Source organism: Mesorhizobium sp. M1334 (assembly GCF_040317995.1).
In the GTDB taxonomy this organism is placed as follows: Bacteria; Pseudomonadota; Alphaproteobacteria; order Rhizobiales; family Rhizobiaceae; genus Mesorhizobium.
On the sequence record NZ_JAMYLM010000019.1, the window covers coordinates 20,226 to 40,235 of the forward strand.

At 61.4% G+C, this 20,010-nt stretch carries 19 protein-coding genes, 1 tRNA gene and 1 pseudogene; 9 read left to right on the forward strand and 12 right to left on the reverse strand.

From position 1 onward, the window contains the following. Positions 1 to 154: 154 nt before the first annotated feature. Complete coding sequence (gene blaOXA / locus NKH17_RS25210) at positions 155 to 970, reverse strand: class D beta-lactamase (protein ID WP_352899182.1); 816 nt, start codon at positions 968 to 970, stop codon at positions 155 to 157. 145 nt (positions 971 to 1,115) lie between these two features. Beyond that, a complete protein-coding gene (yidD, locus tag NKH17_RS25215; protein WP_352806737.1) occupies positions 1,116 to 1,490 on the reverse strand; it encodes a membrane protein insertion efficiency factor YidD in 375 nt (124 codons plus the stop codon). 336 nt (positions 1,491 to 1,826) lie between these two features. On the opposite strand from yidD, the gene NKH17_RS25220 reads away from it, so the two are divergent. After that, positions 1,827 to 2,741 carry a LysR substrate-binding domain-containing protein gene (locus NKH17_RS25220; protein WP_352806706.1) on the forward strand — a complete coding sequence of 305 codons (915 nt, stop codon included), beginning with the start codon at positions 1,827 to 1,829 and terminating at the stop codon, positions 2,739 to 2,741. On the opposite strand, the gene NKH17_RS25225 is transcribed toward NKH17_RS25220, so the two are convergent. Further along, on the reverse strand, positions 2,738 to 3,184 hold the full coding sequence (locus tag NKH17_RS25225) for an iron-sulfur cluster assembly scaffold protein (RefSeq protein WP_352899184.1): 447 nt from the start codon (positions 3,182 to 3,184) through the stop codon (positions 2,738 to 2,740). The two genes, NKH17_RS25220 and NKH17_RS25225, sit on opposite strands and share 4 nt — an antisense overlap. Before the next feature lie 240 nt (positions 3,185 to 3,424). Between NKH17_RS25225 and folE the strand changes: the two genes are divergently transcribed. From folE to NKH17_RS25240, 3 genes are all read left to right on the forward strand, one after another. Then, positions 3,425 to 4,087, forward strand: a complete 663-nt coding sequence (gene folE, locus NKH17_RS25230; RefSeq protein WP_254818364.1) for a GTP cyclohydrolase I FolE — start codon at positions 3,425 to 3,427, stop codon at positions 4,085 to 4,087. Positions 4,088 to 4,097: 10 nt separating this feature from the next. After that, positions 4,098 to 4,568, forward strand: a complete 471-nt coding sequence (gene hisI / locus NKH17_RS25235) for a phosphoribosyl-AMP cyclohydrolase (RefSeq protein WP_352899186.1) — start codon at positions 4,098 to 4,100, stop codon at positions 4,566 to 4,568. Between the two features lie 84 nt (positions 4,569 to 4,652). Further along, positions 4,653 to 5,624: a patatin family protein gene (locus NKH17_RS25240; RefSeq protein WP_352876457.1), complete on the forward strand. Its 972-nt coding sequence runs from the start codon at positions 4,653 to 4,655 to the stop codon at positions 5,622 to 5,624. A 21-nt stretch (positions 5,625 to 5,645) separates the two neighbouring features. Here NKH17_RS25240 and recJ read toward each other — a convergent pair whose 3' ends face one another. The 5 genes from recJ to NKH17_RS25265 form a co-directional block, all read right to left on the reverse strand. Continuing rightward, complete coding sequence (recJ, locus tag NKH17_RS25245; protein ID WP_352899188.1) at positions 5,646 to 7,430, reverse strand: single-stranded-DNA-specific exonuclease RecJ; 1,785 nt, start codon at positions 7,428 to 7,430, stop codon at positions 5,646 to 5,648. Positions 7,431 to 7,490: 60 nt separating this feature from the next. Then, complete coding sequence (gene glpX / locus NKH17_RS25250; RefSeq protein ID WP_352899190.1) at positions 7,491 to 8,474, reverse strand: class II fructose-bisphosphatase; 984 nt, start codon at positions 8,472 to 8,474, stop codon at positions 7,491 to 7,493. Positions 8,475 to 8,674: 200 nt separating this feature from the next. After that, complete coding sequence (locus NKH17_RS25255) at positions 8,675 to 9,988, reverse strand: homoserine dehydrogenase (RefSeq protein WP_352804829.1); 1,314 nt, start codon at positions 9,986 to 9,988, stop codon at positions 8,675 to 8,677. Positions 9,989 to 10,030: 42 nt separating this feature from the next. After that, the gene (locus NKH17_RS25260) at positions 10,031 to 11,248 is read right to left on the reverse strand and encodes an LL-diaminopimelate aminotransferase (protein WP_254818358.1); all 1,218 of its coding nucleotides are present in this window, start codon (positions 11,246 to 11,248) and stop codon (positions 10,031 to 10,033) included. A 40-nt stretch (positions 11,249 to 11,288) separates the two neighbouring features. After that, the gene (locus NKH17_RS25265) at positions 11,289 to 11,675 is read right to left on the reverse strand and encodes a hypothetical protein (RefSeq protein WP_352899193.1); all 387 of its coding nucleotides are present in this window, start codon (positions 11,673 to 11,675) and stop codon (positions 11,289 to 11,291) included. 97 nt (positions 11,676 to 11,772) lie between these two features. Between NKH17_RS25265 and phaC the strand changes: the two genes are divergently transcribed. The 4 genes from phaC (at position 11,773) to NKH17_RS25285 (ending at position 15,970) form a co-directional block, all read left to right on the forward strand. After that, complete coding sequence (gene phaC / locus NKH17_RS25270; RefSeq protein WP_352897905.1) at positions 11,773 to 13,608, forward strand: class I poly(R)-hydroxyalkanoic acid synthase; 1,836 nt, start codon at positions 11,773 to 11,775, stop codon at positions 13,606 to 13,608. 327 nt (positions 13,609 to 13,935) lie between these two features. Continuing rightward, the gene (locus NKH17_RS25275) at positions 13,936 to 15,048 is read left to right on the forward strand and encodes a YcbK family protein (protein ID WP_352899286.1); all 1,113 of its coding nucleotides are present in this window, start codon (positions 13,936 to 13,938) and stop codon (positions 15,046 to 15,048) included. A 173-nt stretch (positions 15,049 to 15,221) separates the two neighbouring features. After that, positions 15,222 to 15,296: transfer RNA gene (locus tag NKH17_RS25280), tRNA-Glu, on the forward strand. A gap of 161 nt (positions 15,297 to 15,457) precedes the next feature. Beyond that, on the forward strand, positions 15,458 to 15,970 hold the full coding sequence (locus NKH17_RS25285) for a hypothetical protein (RefSeq protein ID WP_352899195.1): 513 nt from the start codon (positions 15,458 to 15,460) through the stop codon (positions 15,968 to 15,970). Between the two features lie 109 nt (positions 15,971 to 16,079). Here the strand turns inward: NKH17_RS25285 and NKH17_RS25290 are convergent, their stop codons facing one another. Both NKH17_RS25290 and NKH17_RS25295 read right to left on the reverse strand, forming a co-directional pair. After that, on the reverse strand, positions 16,080 to 16,709 hold the full coding sequence (locus NKH17_RS25290; protein ID WP_352899197.1) for a hypothetical protein: 630 nt from the start codon (positions 16,707 to 16,709) through the stop codon (positions 16,080 to 16,082). A gap of 97 nt (positions 16,710 to 16,806) precedes the next feature. Continuing rightward, positions 16,807 to 17,103, reverse strand: coding sequence for a hypothetical protein (locus NKH17_RS25295; RefSeq protein ID WP_352972604.1), 297 nt, complete (start codon positions 17,101 to 17,103; stop codon positions 16,807 to 16,809). Positions 17,104 to 17,225: 122 nt separating this feature from the next. Here NKH17_RS25295 and NKH17_RS25300 point away from each other — a divergent pair, with 122 nt between their 5' ends. Further along, on the forward strand, positions 17,226 to 18,131 hold the full coding sequence (locus NKH17_RS25300) for an AbiTii domain-containing protein (RefSeq protein WP_352899201.1): 906 nt from the start codon (positions 17,226 to 17,228) through the stop codon (positions 18,129 to 18,131). A 15-nt stretch (positions 18,132 to 18,146) separates the two neighbouring features. Here the strand turns inward: NKH17_RS25300 and NKH17_RS25305 are convergent. Further along, positions 18,147 to 19,003: pseudogene (locus NKH17_RS25305) on the reverse strand (ATP-dependent DNA ligase). 88 nt (positions 19,004 to 19,091) lie between these two features. Further along, entirely contained in the window at positions 19,092 to 19,475 is a 384-nt protein-coding gene (locus NKH17_RS25310) for a hypothetical protein (RefSeq protein WP_352899203.1), read from the reverse strand. Positions 19,476 to 20,010: the final 535 nt, after the last annotated feature.

Consider the following 20,010-nt stretch of genomic DNA (forward strand, 5'->3'; position numbering starts at 1 on the left):
CAGTCCCGCAAACGAGCGCGGGTGGTAAAATGCACGTCGCCCAAAACTGCGTAGCGATTTTGGGGTTGCGACTTACATCAAGTAAGAGCCGGATGCGTCCGGCGGCGAGCGGTCTTTTATGGGCAGTTTTCGGCGCCGTAAAGCCGGATTTAGGTCACCCGAGGAGATTCGACAGCTCTTTCAGGAACATCGCCCGCGTCTTGAGCCCCTTCGGCGTGTCGGAACGTTTCGTATCGACTACGAGGCGGGCAAAGACGATCTTGCGAGCATCCTTCTGCGCCCAGCCAACAAACCAGCCAAGCGAGCGCTTGTCGGCATCGTCGCCAAGCCTGGTCGTCCCGGTCTTGCCCTGCACCGTCCAGCCGCCCGCCCGGAAGGTCGGGACAATCGCATTGGTCATCGCATGGGCCTTGTCCGAGACCGGCAGATTCCGCGCCAGCAGCTTGCGCAGGAAATCGACCTGCTCGACCGGCGATATCTCGAGCGAAGAATTCACCCAGGAATGGGTGAGGCCGTCATTCTTGCCGGGAGTTCCGGAAACGTCCGTGTTGCCATACTCGAATTTCGACACATAGCCGGCAAATTGTTTGCTGCCGAGCCGGCGCGTAATCTCGCGTGAGAACCATATGACCGAATCCCTTTCCCAGATCGTCGGGTCGACGGTCTTGCGGTCCCGTTTCGGCGCATTGAACTCTGCCTTGTACTCCCAGCTTGGCGCGTGCTCGTCGCTCAGGATTCCAGCATCGTAGCCGATCAGCGCCAGCGGAACCTTGAACGTGGAGGCGGGGCTGACGCGCTGATCGCAGGTCCCTTCGCGATACAGCGTCTCGCCGCCTGCGGCGTCGACGATCAGCGTGCATTCGACGTCCCCGAGCGGCGCCGATTGCGCACGGATCGGAAAACCCAACAGCCACGCCAGGACATAGAGAACCACGGCGAAAACGAAAGGAAGACGATCTATCCGGCGCATTTGGCAATCTCTCCTGAAGGGTGTCAGGAGCGGCTTAGCGAGGCGTCTTGTCTCGATTTTGTCTTAAATGCGCTATGTCCGCGCAAGCTGCGGTTAACCCTACCAGATCGTAAAAGCGGTCCGGTTGTTCACCGAACAGTTGCGGTCAACTGTCCAGGTCGCCACGTTTTTTCCCGATCCGCCAGTACCGCCATGGCGTGAACCAACGGTAACGATCAGCCAGGATTTCCGGTACGGGGTCGATGCCGTGCGTTCCGAACGGTCCGCAGCGCAGCACCCGGAAAACCCCCATCCAGCCACCGGCCCACAGCCCGTGGCGGGCGATCGCCTCATGTGCGTATTCGGAACAGGTCGGCAGATGCCGGCAGGAATTGCCGACGAAGCCTGACAGCGTCAGCTGGTAGAAGCGGACGAGCGACGTGCCGAGGAGGCGGCCCGGCGTCTTGCGCCACGGGCCGGGCCAGTTGCGTCCTTGTCGAATCGGCCTGGCGCCGTGCGCATGCCGATGTTGGCCAACCACCGCAGTCTCCACATCACGTTTTTCAACACGATAGATGTGCGCATCGGGCCAGGAACGCAATGCCGTTCCGGCAACCCGTCATGGCTTGGCACGGCGAGCCGGGTAGCGGTCGGGCGTCGGCTTCCGGATACGGCGACGCTGGTCGGCGGCCTCTCCTCGCACCAATCCCTATGCGGTTTCTCGTCATGGCATTGAAACGTCACGATCCGCACGACATCGCCCAGAACGTTGAGAAACTGGATCATGGCAGCACTCCTTGAGCGCCGATTAGAGCGCCGCTGGCCTTGCCCTTCAAACGAGTATAACGTCCACGTCAGATAACTCTGAGTTATGCGAATGAAGCGCGGACACCTCCCCCTGACGGCGCTTAGAAGCTTCGAAGCAGCCGGTCGTCACCTCAGCTTCAGCCGTGCGGCCGAGGAGCTTTATGTCTCGCAGGCGGCGATCAGCCGCCAGATCCGCGAGCTCGAAGCCTTCCTGCGCCAACCTTTGTTCTTCCGCCATCATCGCCGCGTCGAGTTGACCGACACCGGCCGGCGGCTGCTCGACCAGTTGGTCAGAAGTTTCGAGGGCATCGACAGGCTGCTTTCGGAATTGACGGCGGCCCAGACGCAGTCCGTGGTCCGTGTCAGCGTCGAACCATCGCTTGCATCCGAATGGCTGGTGCCGCGGCTCAACCGCTTTCGCGAGTTGCGACCCGATATCGACGTTTTCCTTGAGGTCGACCCGAGGTTGATAGAGTTTCGCAGCGATCAGCCCGAACTTGCCCTACGCTTCAGTGCGCACGCCACCTCATGGCCACGCAGCGAAGCCGAACAGCTTGCCGCGGTCATCGATTCACCAGTCCTGTCGCCGGCGCTTCTCGCATCCGGCCCAGCTCTGGAAAAACCGATCGACCTTGGTCGCTACACGTTGCTGCACGAAGAAAACCGTCAGGCTTGGGCGCGCTGGTTCGAAGCGGCCGGCGTGACGGCTGAGGCCGTGCCTGCGCGCGGCCCGATGCTGGCGGATGCTTCGCTTTCGAAGCAGGCAGCCTTGCTTGGACATGGTGTCGCGCTGGGCGATCTTCTGCAGATCGGCGAAGAACTTGCGTCCGGCGCACTGATCAAGCCTTTCGACATCGACGTCGCGTCCGGCGCCTATTGGCTGGTGGCCAGAAGGCTGAATGACCTTTCAGAGCCGGCCAGAGCTTTTGCCGACTGGGTGCGGGCGGAATTCGCCGAAAGCCGGCGTTTCCTTGCCGAGGCTTAAGCCGCCTGTTCCGCCCGCTTCTTTTCGATCTGGCCGATGGCGTCGACCACTGCGTCGAACGTCAGCATGGTCGAGGCGTGGCGCGCCTTATAGTCGCGCACCGGTTCCAGGTATTTCAGGTCGGCGAAGCGGCCTTCGGGCGGCGGGCCATTTTCCTTCAGCATCTTCAGCATCGTCTCGCGCACGCTGCGCAATTCCTCGGCGCTGGCGCCGACGACATGCTGCGCCATGATCGAAGAGGACGCCTGGCCAAGCGCACAGGCCTTCACGTCGTGCGCGAAATCGGTGACGACCCCATCATCCATCTTCAGATCGACGGTCACCGTCGAGCCGCACAGCTTGGAATGTGCTCGTGCGGTTGCGTCGGGCCGGTCGAGCCGGCCGATCCGTGCGATGTTTCCGGCAAAACCCAGAATTTTCGCATTGTAGACATCGTCGATCATATTTTTCCAATCCGTCGCCGCCCAGCGAACAGTCATTGCCGCTCTGGCGTCTTCCTTTCGCTCGGCACGAACATATATAATGGCGGTAGTCGGGTATCGACAAGGCGACCACAAACCTCGTCATGCCCAATTCTGTTCACGCCACTTACGGGCTGGAAACCGGGCGAGTTTCTGACACCCGAAAGGTCGTGGTCCGTTCAACTCGTTCCTCCTGAGAGAGGAACTACGGGAGACGCCTTTATGGACGCCGTTATCAAGAAACTCATGCCGCGGTCCGCCTATATGGAAAAGCCGGTCACCGACCGGCCGAGCGAGGCCGAAGTCGAAGCCGCTGTGCGCATCTTGCTGCGCTGGACCGGCGACAACCCCGACCGCGAAGGCCTGATAGACACGCCGAAGCGCGTCACCAAGGCGTTCCGCGAAATGTTCAACGGCTATGATATGTGTCCAGCCGAGGAACTTGGCCGCACCTTCGAGGAAGTCGCCGGCTACGACGACCTCGTCCTCGTCAAGGACATATCCTTCCACTCGCATTGCGAGCATCACATGGTGCCGATCATCGGCAAGGCGCATGTCGGCTATCTGCCTGACGGCAAGGTTGTCGGCCTGTCCAAGATCGCCCGCGTCGTCGACATCTTCGCCCATCGCCTGCAGACCCAGGAAGCGATGACGGCGCAGATTGCCGGCGTCATCCAGGACGTCCTCAATCCGCGCGGCGTCGCCGTCATGCTCGAGGCCGAGCATATGTGCATGGCCATGCGCGGTATCCGCAAACAGGGCTCCACCACGCTGACCTCGACCTTTACCGGCGCCTTCAAGGATACACCCGAAGAGCAGGTCCGCTTCGTCACCATGGTGCGCGGCGGCGGAACTGATCAGACCCGCCCCACCTTCGTTAAATAAGGACCGGCGAATGTCGGCATTGGAATTCCCGAAAGCTCCCTCAGACAAGAAGGCGCTTGAGGAAGGCACGGTCCTTTCGCCGCGCTTCGATGCCGCCGGCCTCGTCACCGCCGTCGTCACCGATGCCGAAGACGGCATGCTGCTGATGGTCGCGCATATGAATGCCGAGGCGCTGACGCTGACGCTCGATACCGGCATCGCGCACTACTGGTCGCGTTCGCGCAACGCGCTGTGGAAGAAGGGCGAAACCTCGGGCAATGTCCAGCAGGTCGTCGAGATGCTCACGGATTGTGACCAGGACGCGATATGGTTGCGCGTCAAAGTGCTGGGTCATGAAGCAACTTGTCACACCGGCCGACGTTCATGCTTTTATCGGACGGTGGGGCTGAGCGATGGCAAAGGGACGCTTGCCAGCGACGGCAGCAAGCCGCTGTTCGATGCGGAAAAAACCTATCGAAAGCCCAATACACCATCAATATGAACCATTCGCAGCACTTCAGCCACGTGTATTCATGATTTCGATACGGCCCGCCTGTAGGATGACCGTGGGACAAGGGAGATTGTGATGCTCGAGTGGGCGTCATTGCGCAACAGACCTGACGTTCGGGAGGCGAATGGCCTCTCCTCGGCCGCGGGCGCATCCGAAACCAAATCTCCGGGCAAAACAGCGATTTCGCTGGCATTGGGCGGCGGCTGTGCGCGCGGCTGGGCGCATATCGGCGTGCTGCGCGCGCTTGACGAAGCCGGCATCGAAGTGTCGATGATCGCCGGCACCTCGATCGGCGCGCTGGTCGGCGGCTGCTATGTTGCCGGCAAGCTCGACGAGTTGGAAGAATTCGCCCGCAGCCTGACCAGGCGGCGCATTTTTGGCCTTCTCGACCTCAATCTACGCGGCAGCGGCCTGTTCGGTGGCATGAAGCTCGATGCGCGGCTGCGCGAGCACATAGCCGGCATCCGCTTCGAGGACCTGCCAAAACCGTTCGTCTGCGTCGCTTCGGAAATCCGCACCGGCCATGAGATATGGCTGTCGAGCGGCTCGTTGAGCACCGCCATGCGCGCCTCCTACGCGCTGCCCGGCGTGTTCGAGCCGGTCGCCTGCAATGGGCGTGTGCTGGTTGACGGCGCCCTGGTCAATCCGGTGCCGGTCTCGGTTTGCCGTGCCTACGAGCAGCCGCTCGTGGTCGCGGTGAACCTCCACTACGATCTGTTCGGCCGCGCCGCGGTGATCAAGCACAGCGCCGGCGAGTTGGTCATTGAGAAAGACGCGCCAAGAGGTGGCCACGCCGATCCCGAACGCCAGTCGCGCGAGACGCGGCTCGGCATTACCGGCGTTATGGTCGAGGCCTTCAACATCATTCAGGATCGCATTTCGCGCGCCAGGCTGGCCGGCGACCCGCCGGACATATCGCTGCAGCCGAAGCTCAGCCATATCGGCCTGACCGAATTCCACCGCGCCGACGAAGCAATCCGTATCGGCTACCAGGCAACGATGGCGCAGATCGGCGACCTGACCCGGCTGCAGACCGTCCTCGCTTAGGCAGAGCGGACAGCGAGCTTCTCAGGCAAGCGCCGCGTCGACGATACGAAATTGCACCGTGCGGTTGCCGTTCCAGTGGTTGCCCGACAGCGAGCCGGCTACATGCACCGGCTTACCCCTGTTCTTGAACAGGAATTCGCCGAGCGCGGTATCGACGGCGCGAAAGGCGATCGCCTGGATGCGGCCGCCGCTTTCCGACTGCAGGTCGGCGCGGATGTGGTTGGTGCCGACCGCCCGCGCATCGACAAGCCGGTGGCGCGGCAGCGCGAACACCGGCGCGACATGCCCTGCGCCGAACGGCCCTGCCCTCTCAAGTGCATCGAGCAGCGCGAGCGTCGCGCCCTCGGCGGCAAGCGCACCGTCGATCGCCAGGCTCTCCTCGCCTTGCAGGCGGAACACGTCCACCGCCGCGCGCTCTTCGAAGAAAGCCCTGAGTTCGCCGAGCTTCGCCCGCTCGACAGTGATGCCGGCCGCCATTCCATGGCCGCCGCCCTTGACGATAAGTCCGGCATCGGCCGCCTCGCGCACCAGCCGGCCGAGGTCGAAACCAGACACTGAACGGCCTGAACCGGTACCGACACCATTGGCGTTGAAGGCAATGGCAAATGCGGGCCGGCGCGCATGGTCCTTGAGCCGCGAGGCAAGGAGGCCGACAATGCCCGGGTGCCAGTTGCTGCTGGCTGTGACCACGATGGCCGGACCATTGCCGCCGGCAAGCTCGGCGTCGGCCTCTGAGCGCGCCGCGGCCAGCATCTCCTGCTCCATCGACTGCCGCTCCTGGTTGAGTCGATCCAGCGTCTCGGCAACGGTGCGGGCTTCGACCGGGTCGTCGGTTGCAAGCAGGCGGCTGCCAAGTGCTGCGTCGCCGATGCGCCCGCCGGCGTTGATGCGCGGACCGATCAGAAAGGCCAGGTGGAACGTGCTGATTGGCTCGCCTATACGCGACACCCGCGCCAACGCCGCCAGCCCTTCGTTTCTCTGCTGCCGCGCCACCTGCAGCCCCTTGACCACGAAGGCGCGGTTGACGCCGGTGAGCGGCACCACGTCGCAGACTGTGCCCAGCGCCACCAGGTCGAGCAGGGCAAGCAGGTCCGGCGGTGCGGCATCCGGCAAGCGGCCGCGCAGGATCTTCGCGGTCTGCACCAGGCAAAGGAAGACGACGCCGGCGGCACAGAGATGACCTTGGCCGGAAAGGTCGTCCTCGCGATTTGGGTTGACGACCGCAGCCGCCGCCGGCAACGGCCCGCCGACCTGATGGTGATCGAGCACCACGACGTCGGCGCCGGCGGCCTTTGCGGCGTCGATGGAAGCAGCGCTGTTGGTGCCGCAATCGACTGTAACGATCAGCGTCGCGCCGCGCGAGACGAGTTCGCGCATCGCTTCCGGATTTGGGCCGTAACCCTCGAAGATGCGGTCCGGTATGTAGATCTCCGACGCCACCGAGAAATGCGCGAGAAAGCGCTTGAGCAGCGCCGACGAGGCGGCGCCGTCGACATCGTAGTCGCCAAAGATCGCTACCTTTTCCCTGGCCATCACCGCTCGGGCGATGCGAGAGGCGGCCTTGTCCATGTCGGTCAGCGATGCCGGGTCGGGCAGCAGGTTGCGGATGGTCGGATCGAGAAACCGCTCGGTCTGCTCGGCGGTGACGCCGCGCCCGGCCAGCACGCGCGCCACGATGTCGGGCACGCCATAACCTTGCGCGATGGCGAGCGCGGCCATGTCCTGGCGCTCGGTCAGCCGGTGTTCCCAGGAAACGCCGGTGGCCGATTGCCTTACATCGAGGAAAAAGCGTCTTTCCCCCGTCACGTGGCGCGCCGTCTGCAATTTGTCATTGCGCACAATATGCAACGGCTAACTGGGTCGACATCAAAACTTTTCCAGATCCTGGTGCCTGGCTTTGATTTCGCGCACGGTCCGCGATGACGAGCGCAGCACGATCGTGTGCGTGGTGATGAAATTGCGGCCGAACTTGACGCCGGCCAGCAAATTGCCGTCGGTGACGCCGGTCGCGGCAAACAGCACGTCGCCGCGTGCCATGTCTTGCGTGTGGTAGATCCGTTTGGGGTCGGAGATGCCCATCTTGGCGGCGCGCGCCAGCTTTTCCGGCGTATCGAGGATCAACCTGCCCTGCATCTGGCCACCGGTGCAGCGCAAGGCGGCAGCTGCGAGCACGCCTTCCGGCGCGCCTCCGGTGCCGAGATAGATGTCGATACCGGTCTCGTCCGGATCGGTGGTGTGGATGACCCCGGCGACATCACCGTCGCCGATCAGACGGATCGCGGCGCCGGTCGCCCGCACTGCTTCGATCAACGCGCCATGGCGTGGCCGGTCGAGAATACAGGCGGTGATCTCCGCCACCGGCACGCCCTTGGCCCTGGCGAGGCCGGCGATGTTTTCGGCCGGCGAGGCATCGATGTCGATGATGCCGTCGGCATAGCCCGGGCCGATGGCGATCTTGTCCATATAGACATCCGGCGCGAACAAAAGGCTGCCTTTTTCGGCAATGGCGATAACGGCCAATGCGTTGGGCAGGTTCTTGGCGCAGATCGTCGTGCCTTCGAGCGGATCGAGCGCGATGTCGACAGCCGGGCCTTTGCCGGTACCGACTTCCTCGCCGATATAAAGCATCGGCGCCTCGTCGCGCTCGCCCTCGCCGATCACTACCGTGCCGTTGATGGCAAGACGGTTGAGTTCCTGCCGCATGGCATCGACCGCAACCTGGTCGGCGGCTTTCTCGTCGCCGCGTCCGCGCAATCTGGCGGCCGCGACCGCGGCGCGTTCGGTGACGCGCACCAATTCCATGGTCAGTATCCGGTCGAGGCCGGCGACAATGTTCTGGGCCACATTCATCGATGGACAATCCTCGTTGGCACTTTGTTTTCGTGCATGTCGTCGTCCCAAAAACCGCCGCACACTTTTGGGCGACATGCATTAGCCTCCCGCCAGAGACGCGCTCCTTGTGTCAAAGCCCCGTGACAACAGCAAGACCTGCGCTGGACCTTTTTGAAAACGCAGCAATATCAATCGATTAAAGGCAAATAAGGAGACTTCTATCCGGCCCGCTCGATGCGGATGACTTGCGGCTTGTCGGTCAGAAGGCTGTCCCTGGTGATGCCGTCGACGGCCTTGCGCACCGCCGCCTCGGTCGTCTCGTGGGTCACCAGGATGACGGTCTTCTGTGCCTCGGTTTCCGGACCGGCGGCATGCTGGACGATCGATTCCAGCGAAATGTCGTTGTCGGCCATGCGCTTGGCTATTGCCGCGAAGACGCCGAGGCGGTCGTGCACGGTCAGCCGGATGAAATAACCCCCGGCATGGCTGCGCATCTGCGCCTTCTTATAGGGCTTGAGCTCCTTCGCCGGCCGGCCGAAAACCGGACCATGCTGGAAGCCAGGCCGGCTTTTAGCGATGTCGGCGATGTCGCCGATCACCGCCGATGCGGTGGCGTTGCCGCCGGCACCGGGGCCGGAGAGCAGCAATTCGCCGAGGATGTCGGTCTCGATGGCCACCGCATTGGTGACGCCGTGCACCTGCGCGATGACCGAGGCCGTCGGCACCATGGTCGGATGCACGCGCTGCTCGATGCCGCTTTCGGTGCGTTGGGCGACGCCAAGCAGCTTGATCCGGTAGCCGAGATCGCCGGCCGCGCGGATGTCGGCCTGGCTGATGTTGGAGATGCCCTCCATATAGATATCGTTGGCGGCGATCCTCGTGCCGAAGGCAAGGCTGGTCAGGATCGACAGCTTGTGTGCGGTGTCGTGGCCCTCGATGTCGAAGGTCGGGTCGGCTTCGGCATAGCCTAGCCGCTGCGCGTCCTTGAGGCAGGCATCGAACGACAGGCCCTCGGCCTCCATGCGTGTCAGTATGTAGTTGCAGGTGCCGTTGAGGATGCCGAAGACGCGGGTCACCGAATTGCCGGCCATCGCCTCGCGCATCGTCTTGATGACCGGAATGCCGCCTGCCACCGCCGCTTCGTAGTTGAGCAGCACACCCCTCTTTTCTGCGATCTCGGCCAGTGAGACGCCGTGCTTGGCAAGCAGTGCCTTGTTGGCGGTGACGACGTGACGGCCGGCCTCGAGCGCGGCTTTCACTGATGATCGTGCCGCTCCTTCGTCGCCGCCGATCAGTTCGACGAAGACGTCGATCTCGGCGGTCTGCGCCATCTTGATGGCGTCGTCGAACCACTGCGCCGTACCAAGATCGACGCCGCGGTCGCGCTTGGGATCGCGCGCCGAAACGGCTGACACGACGATGTCGCGTCCGCACTGCCGCGTCAGTTCGGCCGCCTTGTCGCGCAGCACACGGGCCACAGACGCACCGACGGTGCCGAGGCCGGCAATTCCAACACGCAACGCTTCAGCCATGTCCGGCGACGCCCCTCAACAATTCGGTCGATGTGTATAAGATCAGCGATGCGCGGCGAGCGGTACGACGTTATTCGGCTGCTTGGCGCTGGATGCGAGGAAGCGCTTGATGTTGCGCGCCGCTTGCCGGATCCGATGCTCGTTTTCGACCAGCGCGATGCGCACGTGATCGTCGCCATGCTCGCCGAAGCCGACGCCCGGCGCCACCGCGACGTCGGCGTGCTCGATCAGGAGCTTGGAGAATTCAAGCGAGCCAAGGTGCTTGAACGGCTCCGGGATCGGCGCCCAGGCGAACATCGATGCCGCCGGTGCGGGAATGGTCCAGCCGGCACGGCTGAACGAGTCGACCATGACATCGCGGCGTTTGCGGTAGACGTCGCGCACTTCGGCGATGTCGGCGCCGTCGCCGTTAAGTGCATGCGCCGCCGCCACCTGGATCGGCGTGAAGGCGCCGTAGTCGAGATAGGATTTCACCCGCGTCAGCGCCGAGATCAGCCGTTCATTGCCCACCGCAAAACCCATGCGCCAGCCCGGCATCGAAAAGGTCTTCGACATCGAGGTGAATTCGACCGCGACATCGATCGCGCCCGGCACCTGCAGCACCGAGGGCGGTGGATTGCCGTCGAAATAGATTTCCGAATAGGCAAGGTCCGACAGGATGATGATGTCGTTCTTCCTGGCGAAGGCCACCACCTCCTTATAAAAATCGAGCGAAGCGACCAGTGCCGTCGGGTTGGACGGATAATTGAGGATCAGAGCCAGCGGCTTCGGGATCGAATGGCGGATGCCGCGCTCCAGGGCCGGGATAAAGCCGTCGTCCGGCTCGACCTGCAGCGAGCGGATGACGCCGCCCGACATAATGAAGCCGAAGGCGTGGATCGGATAGGTCGGATTGGGGCACAGGATCACGTCGCCGGGGGCGGTGATCGCCTGCGCCATATTGGCGAAGCCCTCCTTCGAGCCGAGCGTCGCCACCACCTGGCTGTCCGGGTCGAGCTTCACGCCGAAGCGGCGGGCATAGTAGTTGGCCTGTGCACGGCGCAGACCCGGAATGCCGCGCGACGACGAATATCGGTGCGTGCGCGGATCGCGCACCACCTCGCATAATTTGTCGACGATGGCCTTGGGCGTCGGCAGGTCCGGATTGCCCATGCCAAGGTCGATGATGTCGGCGCCGCGCGAACGGGCGCTGGCCTTCAGCCGGTTGACCTGTTCGAAGACATAGGGCGGAAGCCGGCGGACCTTGTGAAATTCTTCCATGGCAGTTCCAGACAGTGAGGTTGCGGTCGCGCGTATAAGCTTATTTGCAACTAGGGTCGAGAGCGGGGTCGCATTTGCCTTCGATCTGCTTCAGCGCCTCGGCGCCGTGTTTTTTTGCCAGCTGGTCCAGCGCTGCCTGGTCCGCAACCTTGACGCCGCCGCCCTTGGCGGCCTGGCTCTGCTTCTCGGCCTTCAGTTGGGCGAGCTTGGCGTTCTTTTCCTCGTCGGTGAATTGCTCGGCCGCCACCTGCGGCCGGATGTTCAGGTTCGGATAGGAACCGGTGTCCTTCGCGCCGACAAGGCCGGTGGCGGGCGCCGCACGTTCCATGTTGCTGCTCGTGCAACCGGCCATCGTCAACATGACGAGCGCCATGCGGCAAAAACGACCAGTGCCGGAAAAAACGTTCTTGCCAATATTAATCGTCATATTGTTTTCCTGGCGGCCGGGTTAGAGCACATTGGACCCTGTTCGATATCCCATGGTAATATGTCAACAAAACGCTTCGGGAGGAACCCCGCGAACCATGGCCAAAACACCCGATTCGGGCAAAGCGGAAGATGACCAACCTTCGACCGTCGAGCAATATCTGGTGAAGGACCCGGAACGCTTCGCTCTGAACATGGCCCGCATGATCGAGCAGGCCGGCAAAGCCGCCTCGGCATGGGCCGAGCCGCGGGAAAAGGGCGAGGTACGCGATCACGTCGCCGAACCGGTCGTCGACATGGTGAAGACGTTCTCCAAGCTCACCGAGTACTGGCTCTCCGACCCGCAGCGCGCGCTGGAGGCGCAAACGCGGCTGTTTTCCGGCTACATGACCGTCTGGGCCAATGCTGTCCAGCGCGTCGGCGCCGGCGCCGAGGACGCCGAGGATGCGGTCAAGCCCGAGCGCGGCGACAAGCGTTTCCAAGACCCGGAATGGGGCCGCAACGCCTTCTTCGATTTCCTCAAACAGGCGTATCTGGTCACCTCGCGCTGGGCGGCCGAACTGGTCGAGCACGCCGACGGCCTGGACGAGCATACCCGCCACAAGGCCGGCTTTTATGTCAAGCAGGTGTCCAATGCCATCTCGCCGTCGAATTTCATCCTGACCAATCCGGAATTGTTTCGCGAGACTGTCGCCTCGAACGGCGAAAACCTGGTGCGCGGCATGAAGATGCTTGCGGAGGACATCGCCGCGGGCAAGGGTGACCTGAAGCTGCGGCAGGCAGATTATTCGCCCTTCGAGATCGGCAAGAATCTCGCCGCCACGCCGGGTAAGGTGGTCGGCCGCAGCGACGTCGCCGAAATCCTGCAATACGAGCCGACTACCGACACCGTGCTCAAACGGCCGCTGCTGATCTGCCCGCCATGGATCAACAAGTACTACATCCTCGACCTCAACCCGCAAAAATCCTTCATTCGCTGGGCCGTCGAGCAAGGCCACACCGTGTTCGTAATCTCCTGGATCAACCCGGACGAGCGGCACGGCGCCAAGAGTTGGGAGGCCTATATCAGGGAGGGCCTGCAATACGGCCTCGACACGATCGAGAAGGCGACCGGCGAAAGGCAAGTCAACGCCATCGGCTATTGCGTCGGCGGCACGCTTCTGGCGGCGGCCCTGGCGCTGATGGCGCAGGAAGGCGACCACCGCATCAAATCCGCCACCTTCTTCACCACCCAGGTCGATTTCACCTATGCCGGCGATCTAAAAGTGTTCGTCGACGAGGAGCAGGTCGCGGCCGTCGAAAAGGCGATGAACGAGAAAGGCTATCTCGACGGCACCAAGATGGCGACCGCCTTCAACATGCTGCGCTCGGGCGACCTGATCTGGCCCTATGTCGTCAACAACTACATGCGCGGCAAGGATCCCCTGCCCTTCGACCTGCTCTACTGGAATGCCGATTCGACCCGCATGGGCGCTGCCAACCATTCCTTCTATTTGCGCAATTGCTATCTCGAGAACAGGCTCTCGCAAGGCATGATGGAACTGGCGGGCCGCACGGTTTCGCTGAAGGACGTTACCATTCCGGTCTACAACCTCGCCTCTAAGGAGGACCACATCGCGCCGGCGCTATCGGTATTCCTCGGCTCGAAATATTTCGGCGGCGAGGTCGACTACGTCATGGCTGGCTCCGGCCACATCGCCGGGGTCGTCAATCCGCCGGCGGCGCAGAAATATCAATACTGGACCGGCGGCAAGCCGGCCGGCGACTTTGACAAATGGCTCGCCGGGGCCACAGCCCACCCCGGTTCCTGGTGGCCGCACTGGCAACGCTGGATCGAAGCCAAGGACAATACCCGCGTTCCGGCCCGCAAACCGGGCGAGCACATGCAAGTTCTAGGCGAAGCCCCCGGCACCTATGTCAAGGTGCGCGTGTAACCATCTGTAATGTGTGGTGAGTTGACGCGCCGCCAAAAGCGGGCGAAATGGTGCCGTCAACCCTGAGCAGCCTTGATTCATCCTCTAGCCGCCAAATTACTTTGAGGCTTGCAGATTTGACACAGGTCTCGTTTCCGGTTCGGGGAACAAGGGTCATTTCGACGAGACGTTTCGGCGTCGCGCCAATGACGAACCGGTCGGATATCGAGGGGGAATTTTGTTTTGAGATCAGCAGGATCGCGCCTCGCGAAGGGAGAAAGCCGCGCCATTGTGGCGGCGCTTTTCTCGGTGCTCCTGGCGTCCTGCACCTCGGCCGGCGACCCGACCATGTCGGTCGGCATGCCAGGCTACAATACCTCGGCTACCGAAATCAGCACGGCCGCCGGTGCGCCCCAGGCCAGCACGGCCGCATCATCGTCGCAGATGACAACCGCACAAATGACGATGAATGCCGACGGTGACGCCAACCTTCCCGAGCAGGTCGCCTATGTGCCAATAGCCAAGCCAGGGGCCAAGCCCGATGCCGGCTTCCCGATCGCCGTTCCAACGGCAGCCGAGACGATCGCGGGACACACGCCGCAGCCGCTGCAACCAAATGCCCAGACGGCCGAACAGGCCGTGGCACAGAACAGTGCTGATGCATCGAAGCCCGACGCCAAGGCCGCCGCGGCGGCGATGAACAACCCGGTCTATGTGACCGCCGGCGAGATGCCGCAGCCACAGGCCTACGCACCGAAGAAAAACTTCCTGGCCTCGCTGTTCAGCGCCACCCCCGCTTCGGCAGCATCGCCGGCCAACAGCAGATCGGGCGGGCAGACAACGGTCGTGCAGGCCAAGGCGACGCCTGCGACAAAACCCACCGTTACCCTGGCCTCGGCCAATCCGGCTGAAAAGCCGGTGCAGCTGGTGTCGACCGGCGATACCAGCCATTTCACGGCCGATGCGCTGCCGGGCGTGCGCCAGACGGCGCTGTTCGAGATCAAGCGCAAATCCGGCCTCGACGATGAGAGCGACGTCGATCTCAACGAAGACGAAGGTTCGGGTGGCGCCTACCAGGTCGCCTCCGCCGCCGGCCTTGCCCGGCTGGCGCCCAACGGCCTCCTGAAACAGAACGAAAGCGTCGATGTCGCCTGCTTGAAGCCGTCGCTGGTTCGCGTGCTGAAGACGATCGAAGGCCACTACGGCCGCAAGATGACGGTCACCTCCGGCTATCGCGATCCGGCCCGCAACCGCCGCGCCAACGGCGCCAAGAATTCGCTGCACATGTACTGCGCCGCCGCCGACATCCAGGTTCCCGGCGTCTCGAAGTGGGAACTGGCAAGCTACATCCGCACCATGCCGGGCCGCGGCGGCGTCGGCACCTACTGCCACACCGAATCCGTCCATGTCGATGTCGGCCCCGAGCGCGACTGGAACTGGCGTTGCCGCAGGCGCGGTTAGGGCGAGGTTCTTCGGCCACTGCGAAGTTCGCTCGGCGACGCTACATCATGCCGCAAAACCAGCTTGGCTGTCGGAAAGACGCGGTTTGGAGCCAAAGGAAAAAAGTTGTCGCAGCCGGCGGCAGACGGGTTGCCGGTTTGTCGCGACGCAACTATAAGCGCTCACATCTGAGCGCGCCCATCGTCTAGCGGTCAGGACACCGCCCTTTCACGGCGGTAACAGGGGTTCGATTCCCCTTGGGCGTACCAGCAATTTCAAGCACTTAGCAGCTGATCCAGACTGCCAACAGGCAATTTCCCCCAAGTTTTCCCTAATATTCGCCGGCATCCATTAGCGTCCATTTGGCGAATCGTTTGCCCTTCCGTGCACTCCCGCGCATATTGGCGCGCGACAAAAGAGGGAGGGTGTTTTGTCAATCGCAGCGAATTTTTCAATCAAAGAATTAGCCGAAACGAAGCCGGGAGAGTTGGTAAGACTCAGAGGGGCAAGACAATCTGTATTGGCGTTCGTCTTGGGGCCGCGACCGCAAAACCGCTTTGGGGTTCTAACGCTGGAGCCCGCGCCGCCACATCTCACGGTTCCATCACTCCTTTATCCAGCTATGGAAAAAGTGACGAGCTTCGGATCCGATTGGGTTTTGGAGATTATCGACGGCATAGAGTCCAGTGTGGGAAACCGTGACTATCATGACATTGGTGGCGTAATCTTCGTCGGCAAGATCACCACAATAACGGCACGCAATCCGGATCGATTTGGGGACCTTCAACAATTTGACTTGAACTCATGGGCCGAAGCAGAATGGCAACACGAAGAGGTGCCGGCTCCGCATTGGCGGCTTTGGGCAAACCAGTCTGAGAAGGACAGACACAACGGAATCCCCCTGATGGATTTCGATGCAAGAAAAGAAAAGCCGCCCCGTTGAAAGGGCGGCCTGGTCATCGCCAAAGAATTGGCGGCCGGAGAATCAGGTCGGCTCGAGGCGGCAGACAAAGCCATGCGCTCGGTCAAGGCTTGGTGGATTGAGGCGGCAGTTAATCCGCTACGGGACCATTCCTGACGAAGGCCCAGCCGTATCCGCCGACGATCTTGCGCTTGTGCATGCAGAGACAGGCCGCTCGAATATCATTGTAAGAAGTTCCCACGTCCTCGGCCGCAGCAACGATCGTTCCGTAGGTCTTGCCATCCGAGCGGCGCACAGCGCGGTTGCTGCGCCTGTTGCGACACTGCTCTGATTTTGTCGACCAGCGGCAATTCTTAGGACTATAAGGACCGTCATTATCGATCCGGTCGATGGACAAGCGCTCGTTTTTCGGAAGGTGCGAGCGATCCTCCCAACCATTGGCAAATGCCCAATCGCGGAAAACGACAAGATCATGCCATTCGGCGCAGACCTTGATCCCGCGCCCGCCATAGTGACGAAAGTCGGAGTTGGTCGGGTTCTCGCACCTGTTTCGTATCCCACGCCAGACGCGCCAAAGAGGCGTGCCCTTGCCACCATGACGATAATGTGTCGCCGCCGACCGTTCTCGTGCGAGACAGCCGCACGAGCCACTGTTGCCGGTCTTCAGACTGTTGTTGATGACAATGCGCTCATTGCCGCATTCGCAACGACAAAGTTGCTGAGGCCTGTTGCGACGATCGTTCTCGACCTGCCTGATCACTGTAAACCGCCCAAATACATCGCCTGGCTTTATGGTTGTCGACCTTCGCATCATCCTCCACCTTTAGCTTGTTCCTGCGACCTGTGAGCGGTCCCCGTCATCCCCTGAACCGCTCGGTATGCCAGTGGATCCTGCCGTCCGGACCCTTCATTGGCTTGTGGATCATCAGCCGCTTTGGCAAGTGCTCGGGATGCACCTCAAGCAGGGTGATCTTGATCTCAGGTTTGCAGCGGCTGCAATCGAACTTGAGCTTCAATGGATCGACCCCGCCGCCGTAGACCATCATCAGGTCGGCAGATCGGCAATAACGGACGTTGCCGCAACTACACTCCGCCTTGACGAGCATATTGTGCCGGGTCGCCTTTCCCAGCGTATCGATCGGGTCGTGCGCCATGAGAACAGAAAAGGAACAAATTCATTGAACGTCAAGGCCGGTCGTTGGACAAATCGCCAAACGCGCCCTTGCGCGGGTGGCGCGTGCGCGTGCAAGAGGGAAGAAATTTGTTGGAGGCATAAATGGCCGGCTTGGTCGAAGAGATTCAGCGAGACGCACTCAATCCAAATGTGCCCGTGTCGACCATCCTTCGAAAAGTCAAAGTGGCTGCAGCGAAGCTAAAGCTTCCAAGGATCGAAGATTGGGTGGAGCACGAATTGACCGGCTACGTCGGCGCCGATATTCCGGACTATCGGAAACTCCACGGTCGCCCCCAAGTTTTCAATCCATACAATGGCTGGATACCGCTCATTATGGACAAGCAGGTCGACAACGACCTCCTTTCGAGGTGTGAGTCGCGGCAATCGCTTTCCTCACTTGAAGATACTATCGCCCGAACGACAACTGGCCACGTGGAAATGCCGTTTCCAACAGCTCTAATTCAAGAGCTAAACAAAAACATGGATGTTAAATTTGGTCGCATGGCCAATCATCTCAGTGTCAGTCAAGTCCAGGATATTGTCGACGCCGTACGAAATTTAGCCCTCGATTGGGCGCTCGACCTCGAACGCGCAGGCATTTCCGGGGAGGGTTACACGTTCAACGAAAGCGAACAGAACTTAGCGAAGGAGGCAGCGGTGACTTACAACATTGGCTCGATCGGCACCTTTGCGGGCAATATGGGCAGCGGAAATACCGCCGGTGACATTAACGTTTCGATCACGTCGAGCACTCAGATATTGGAAATTGTTCGCAAAATTCGGGAGTCGTTGCCCGACCTCGCAAAAGCGGGCGCCGACGGCCCCCGTCTGAGCCATGCCATCGAAGCAATTGAACACGAGGCCAACAACAACAAGCCCGATGGGAGCCGTATCAAAGCCCTGCTTTCCGATGCGCGAGAAGCCCTCGTCGGCGCCGCGGGCAACCTTACAGCTGAGGGCGCCATGTCGCTGATCGCCGCGGCTCTCAAGTTACTCGGCGGATCGTGAATTGGCAGCCGGTGATTAAGTCCCCTCCTCCCTGAAATCCTGCAGCGAGGCGTGCCGCAAGTCTTCCTCTCCGCGCAGGTGCTTGACGCGGCCGATCAGCCCCGGCTTGACCCATTGCGTCGCCGGCCGCTTCATTCCCTTCGGCGCCGCGCCAGCGTGCTCCTGCACGCGCTCCCAGAGGCGTTCGCGCATCTCCCGGTTCAAGGTGATGAAGGCTGAGCGCCCGGTGCCCCGGTCGGCCATCAGCGCGAAAGCAGGCTTACCAGGCTCCCGTTCGACCCCGAGCAACTCATATTCATCGATGCTGTAAGCCTTCGTCTTTAGCCAGGCGGTTGAGTTTCCGCTGCGATATTTGCTGTCCCTGCGCTTCGAAACCATGCCCTCGAGCCCGGCCTGGTCGACGAGATGGAAGATCGCCTTTGCGTCGCCCGGCACAACCCCTGACTGAATTGGATGCGACCGCCTTCCGGTATCATCTCGGCCAGGATCTCGCGGCGGTCCTCCAGCGGCATATCGCGTAGATCGTGGCCGTTGAGGTGCAGGAGATCGAACGCGACGAAATAGAGGTCGTGCTGGCGCCGGGTGATCGCCTTGCGCAACTCACCGAAGTCAGACAAGCCGGCATCGTTGAGAACGATGATCTCGCCGTCGATGATGGCGCTTTCCACCTCGAGCTCGCCGGCCGCCTTGGCGAGGTCGCGGTACTTCGACGTCCAGTCGAGTCCGCGGCGAGTGAACATGCGCACGCCCTCGGCATCCCTGACGATCTGGGAGCGGTAGCCGTCGAACTTGACCTCGTGAATCCAATCGTCCCCTTCGGGCGGGTTCTCCACTAGGGACGGCATCAACGGTTCAACAAACTTCAAACGCATGAACCCCACCCGCACGACCGGGATTCAATTAGCATGCGCTGAAATAGTTCCCGAAGCAAAAATCCGCCAAGGGGATGTCCGCCGCCAACTAAAACGTGGCCACCAAAACCATTGCTACAAGGGATAGGGCTCCCACGCCGATAAAACCCTGTTTCGCCTCGAAAGCGGTTTGCCTCCCCCAGTAAGGCCCTGACTGGTCGTCGTACTCATAGAACTTGGTAGAAAGCGCGCGGTTAACGGTAGCCAAGCCACACACGTATTGGAGGTAATCGCAAAGCACGGCCAGCGCGCCGCAAAAACCGATCAAAAAAACGAGGACGCCATATGTCCTCAACTTCGTGGAGAAATCGGAATCGTCGGCGTTGATCGTATAGAACGCCACCAGAAGCCCGAACGCGACATACCGACAAAGTTCGGAAATGGTTGTGCTAAGAGATTTTTTCTCATCTAAGAAATGATCGCGGTCTAACATCTAGTTTGCCTTTGGCGCACTAGGACCGGGGTCGTCGGTGCCGGGGTCGGAGCTTTTCAGGATTAGTGCGCCGGCTGGATATGCCGCAGGGTTTGACGGGCTCACCAAAAGGTATTTCACGTCATCTTTGCATCGATACACTGCATCGTCCGCGGACCAAAATGCCTCTGGCGGGCAATCCAATGGCTTCTTCCCATCGACCGCTTCGACGACTGGCTGAGCGAAACCCGTCGAAGAGTTGACGACCTTCGGACCTCCCCCGTTCTTTGTTGTGAAATACAAGCTTTCAACGTCGTCCGCTCTGGCGCTGACTGTGGCAAGCGTCAGAATGAAGCTGACAAGCAAATTGATGCGCATAGACCCCCCAAGAAGGCGGACCATACAGAATGTTCCTTCATCTAGCTAGGCGAGCCGATTTTGCGAAGACTACTCTTCGGTGTACTGACACTCGCTAGGTGCGTTCAAGGCGTTGCCTCAGGCGCGCCGGCGTGGTGAATCAACCGGACGCGCTGACTGGCCTCTAATGGGCAGATTT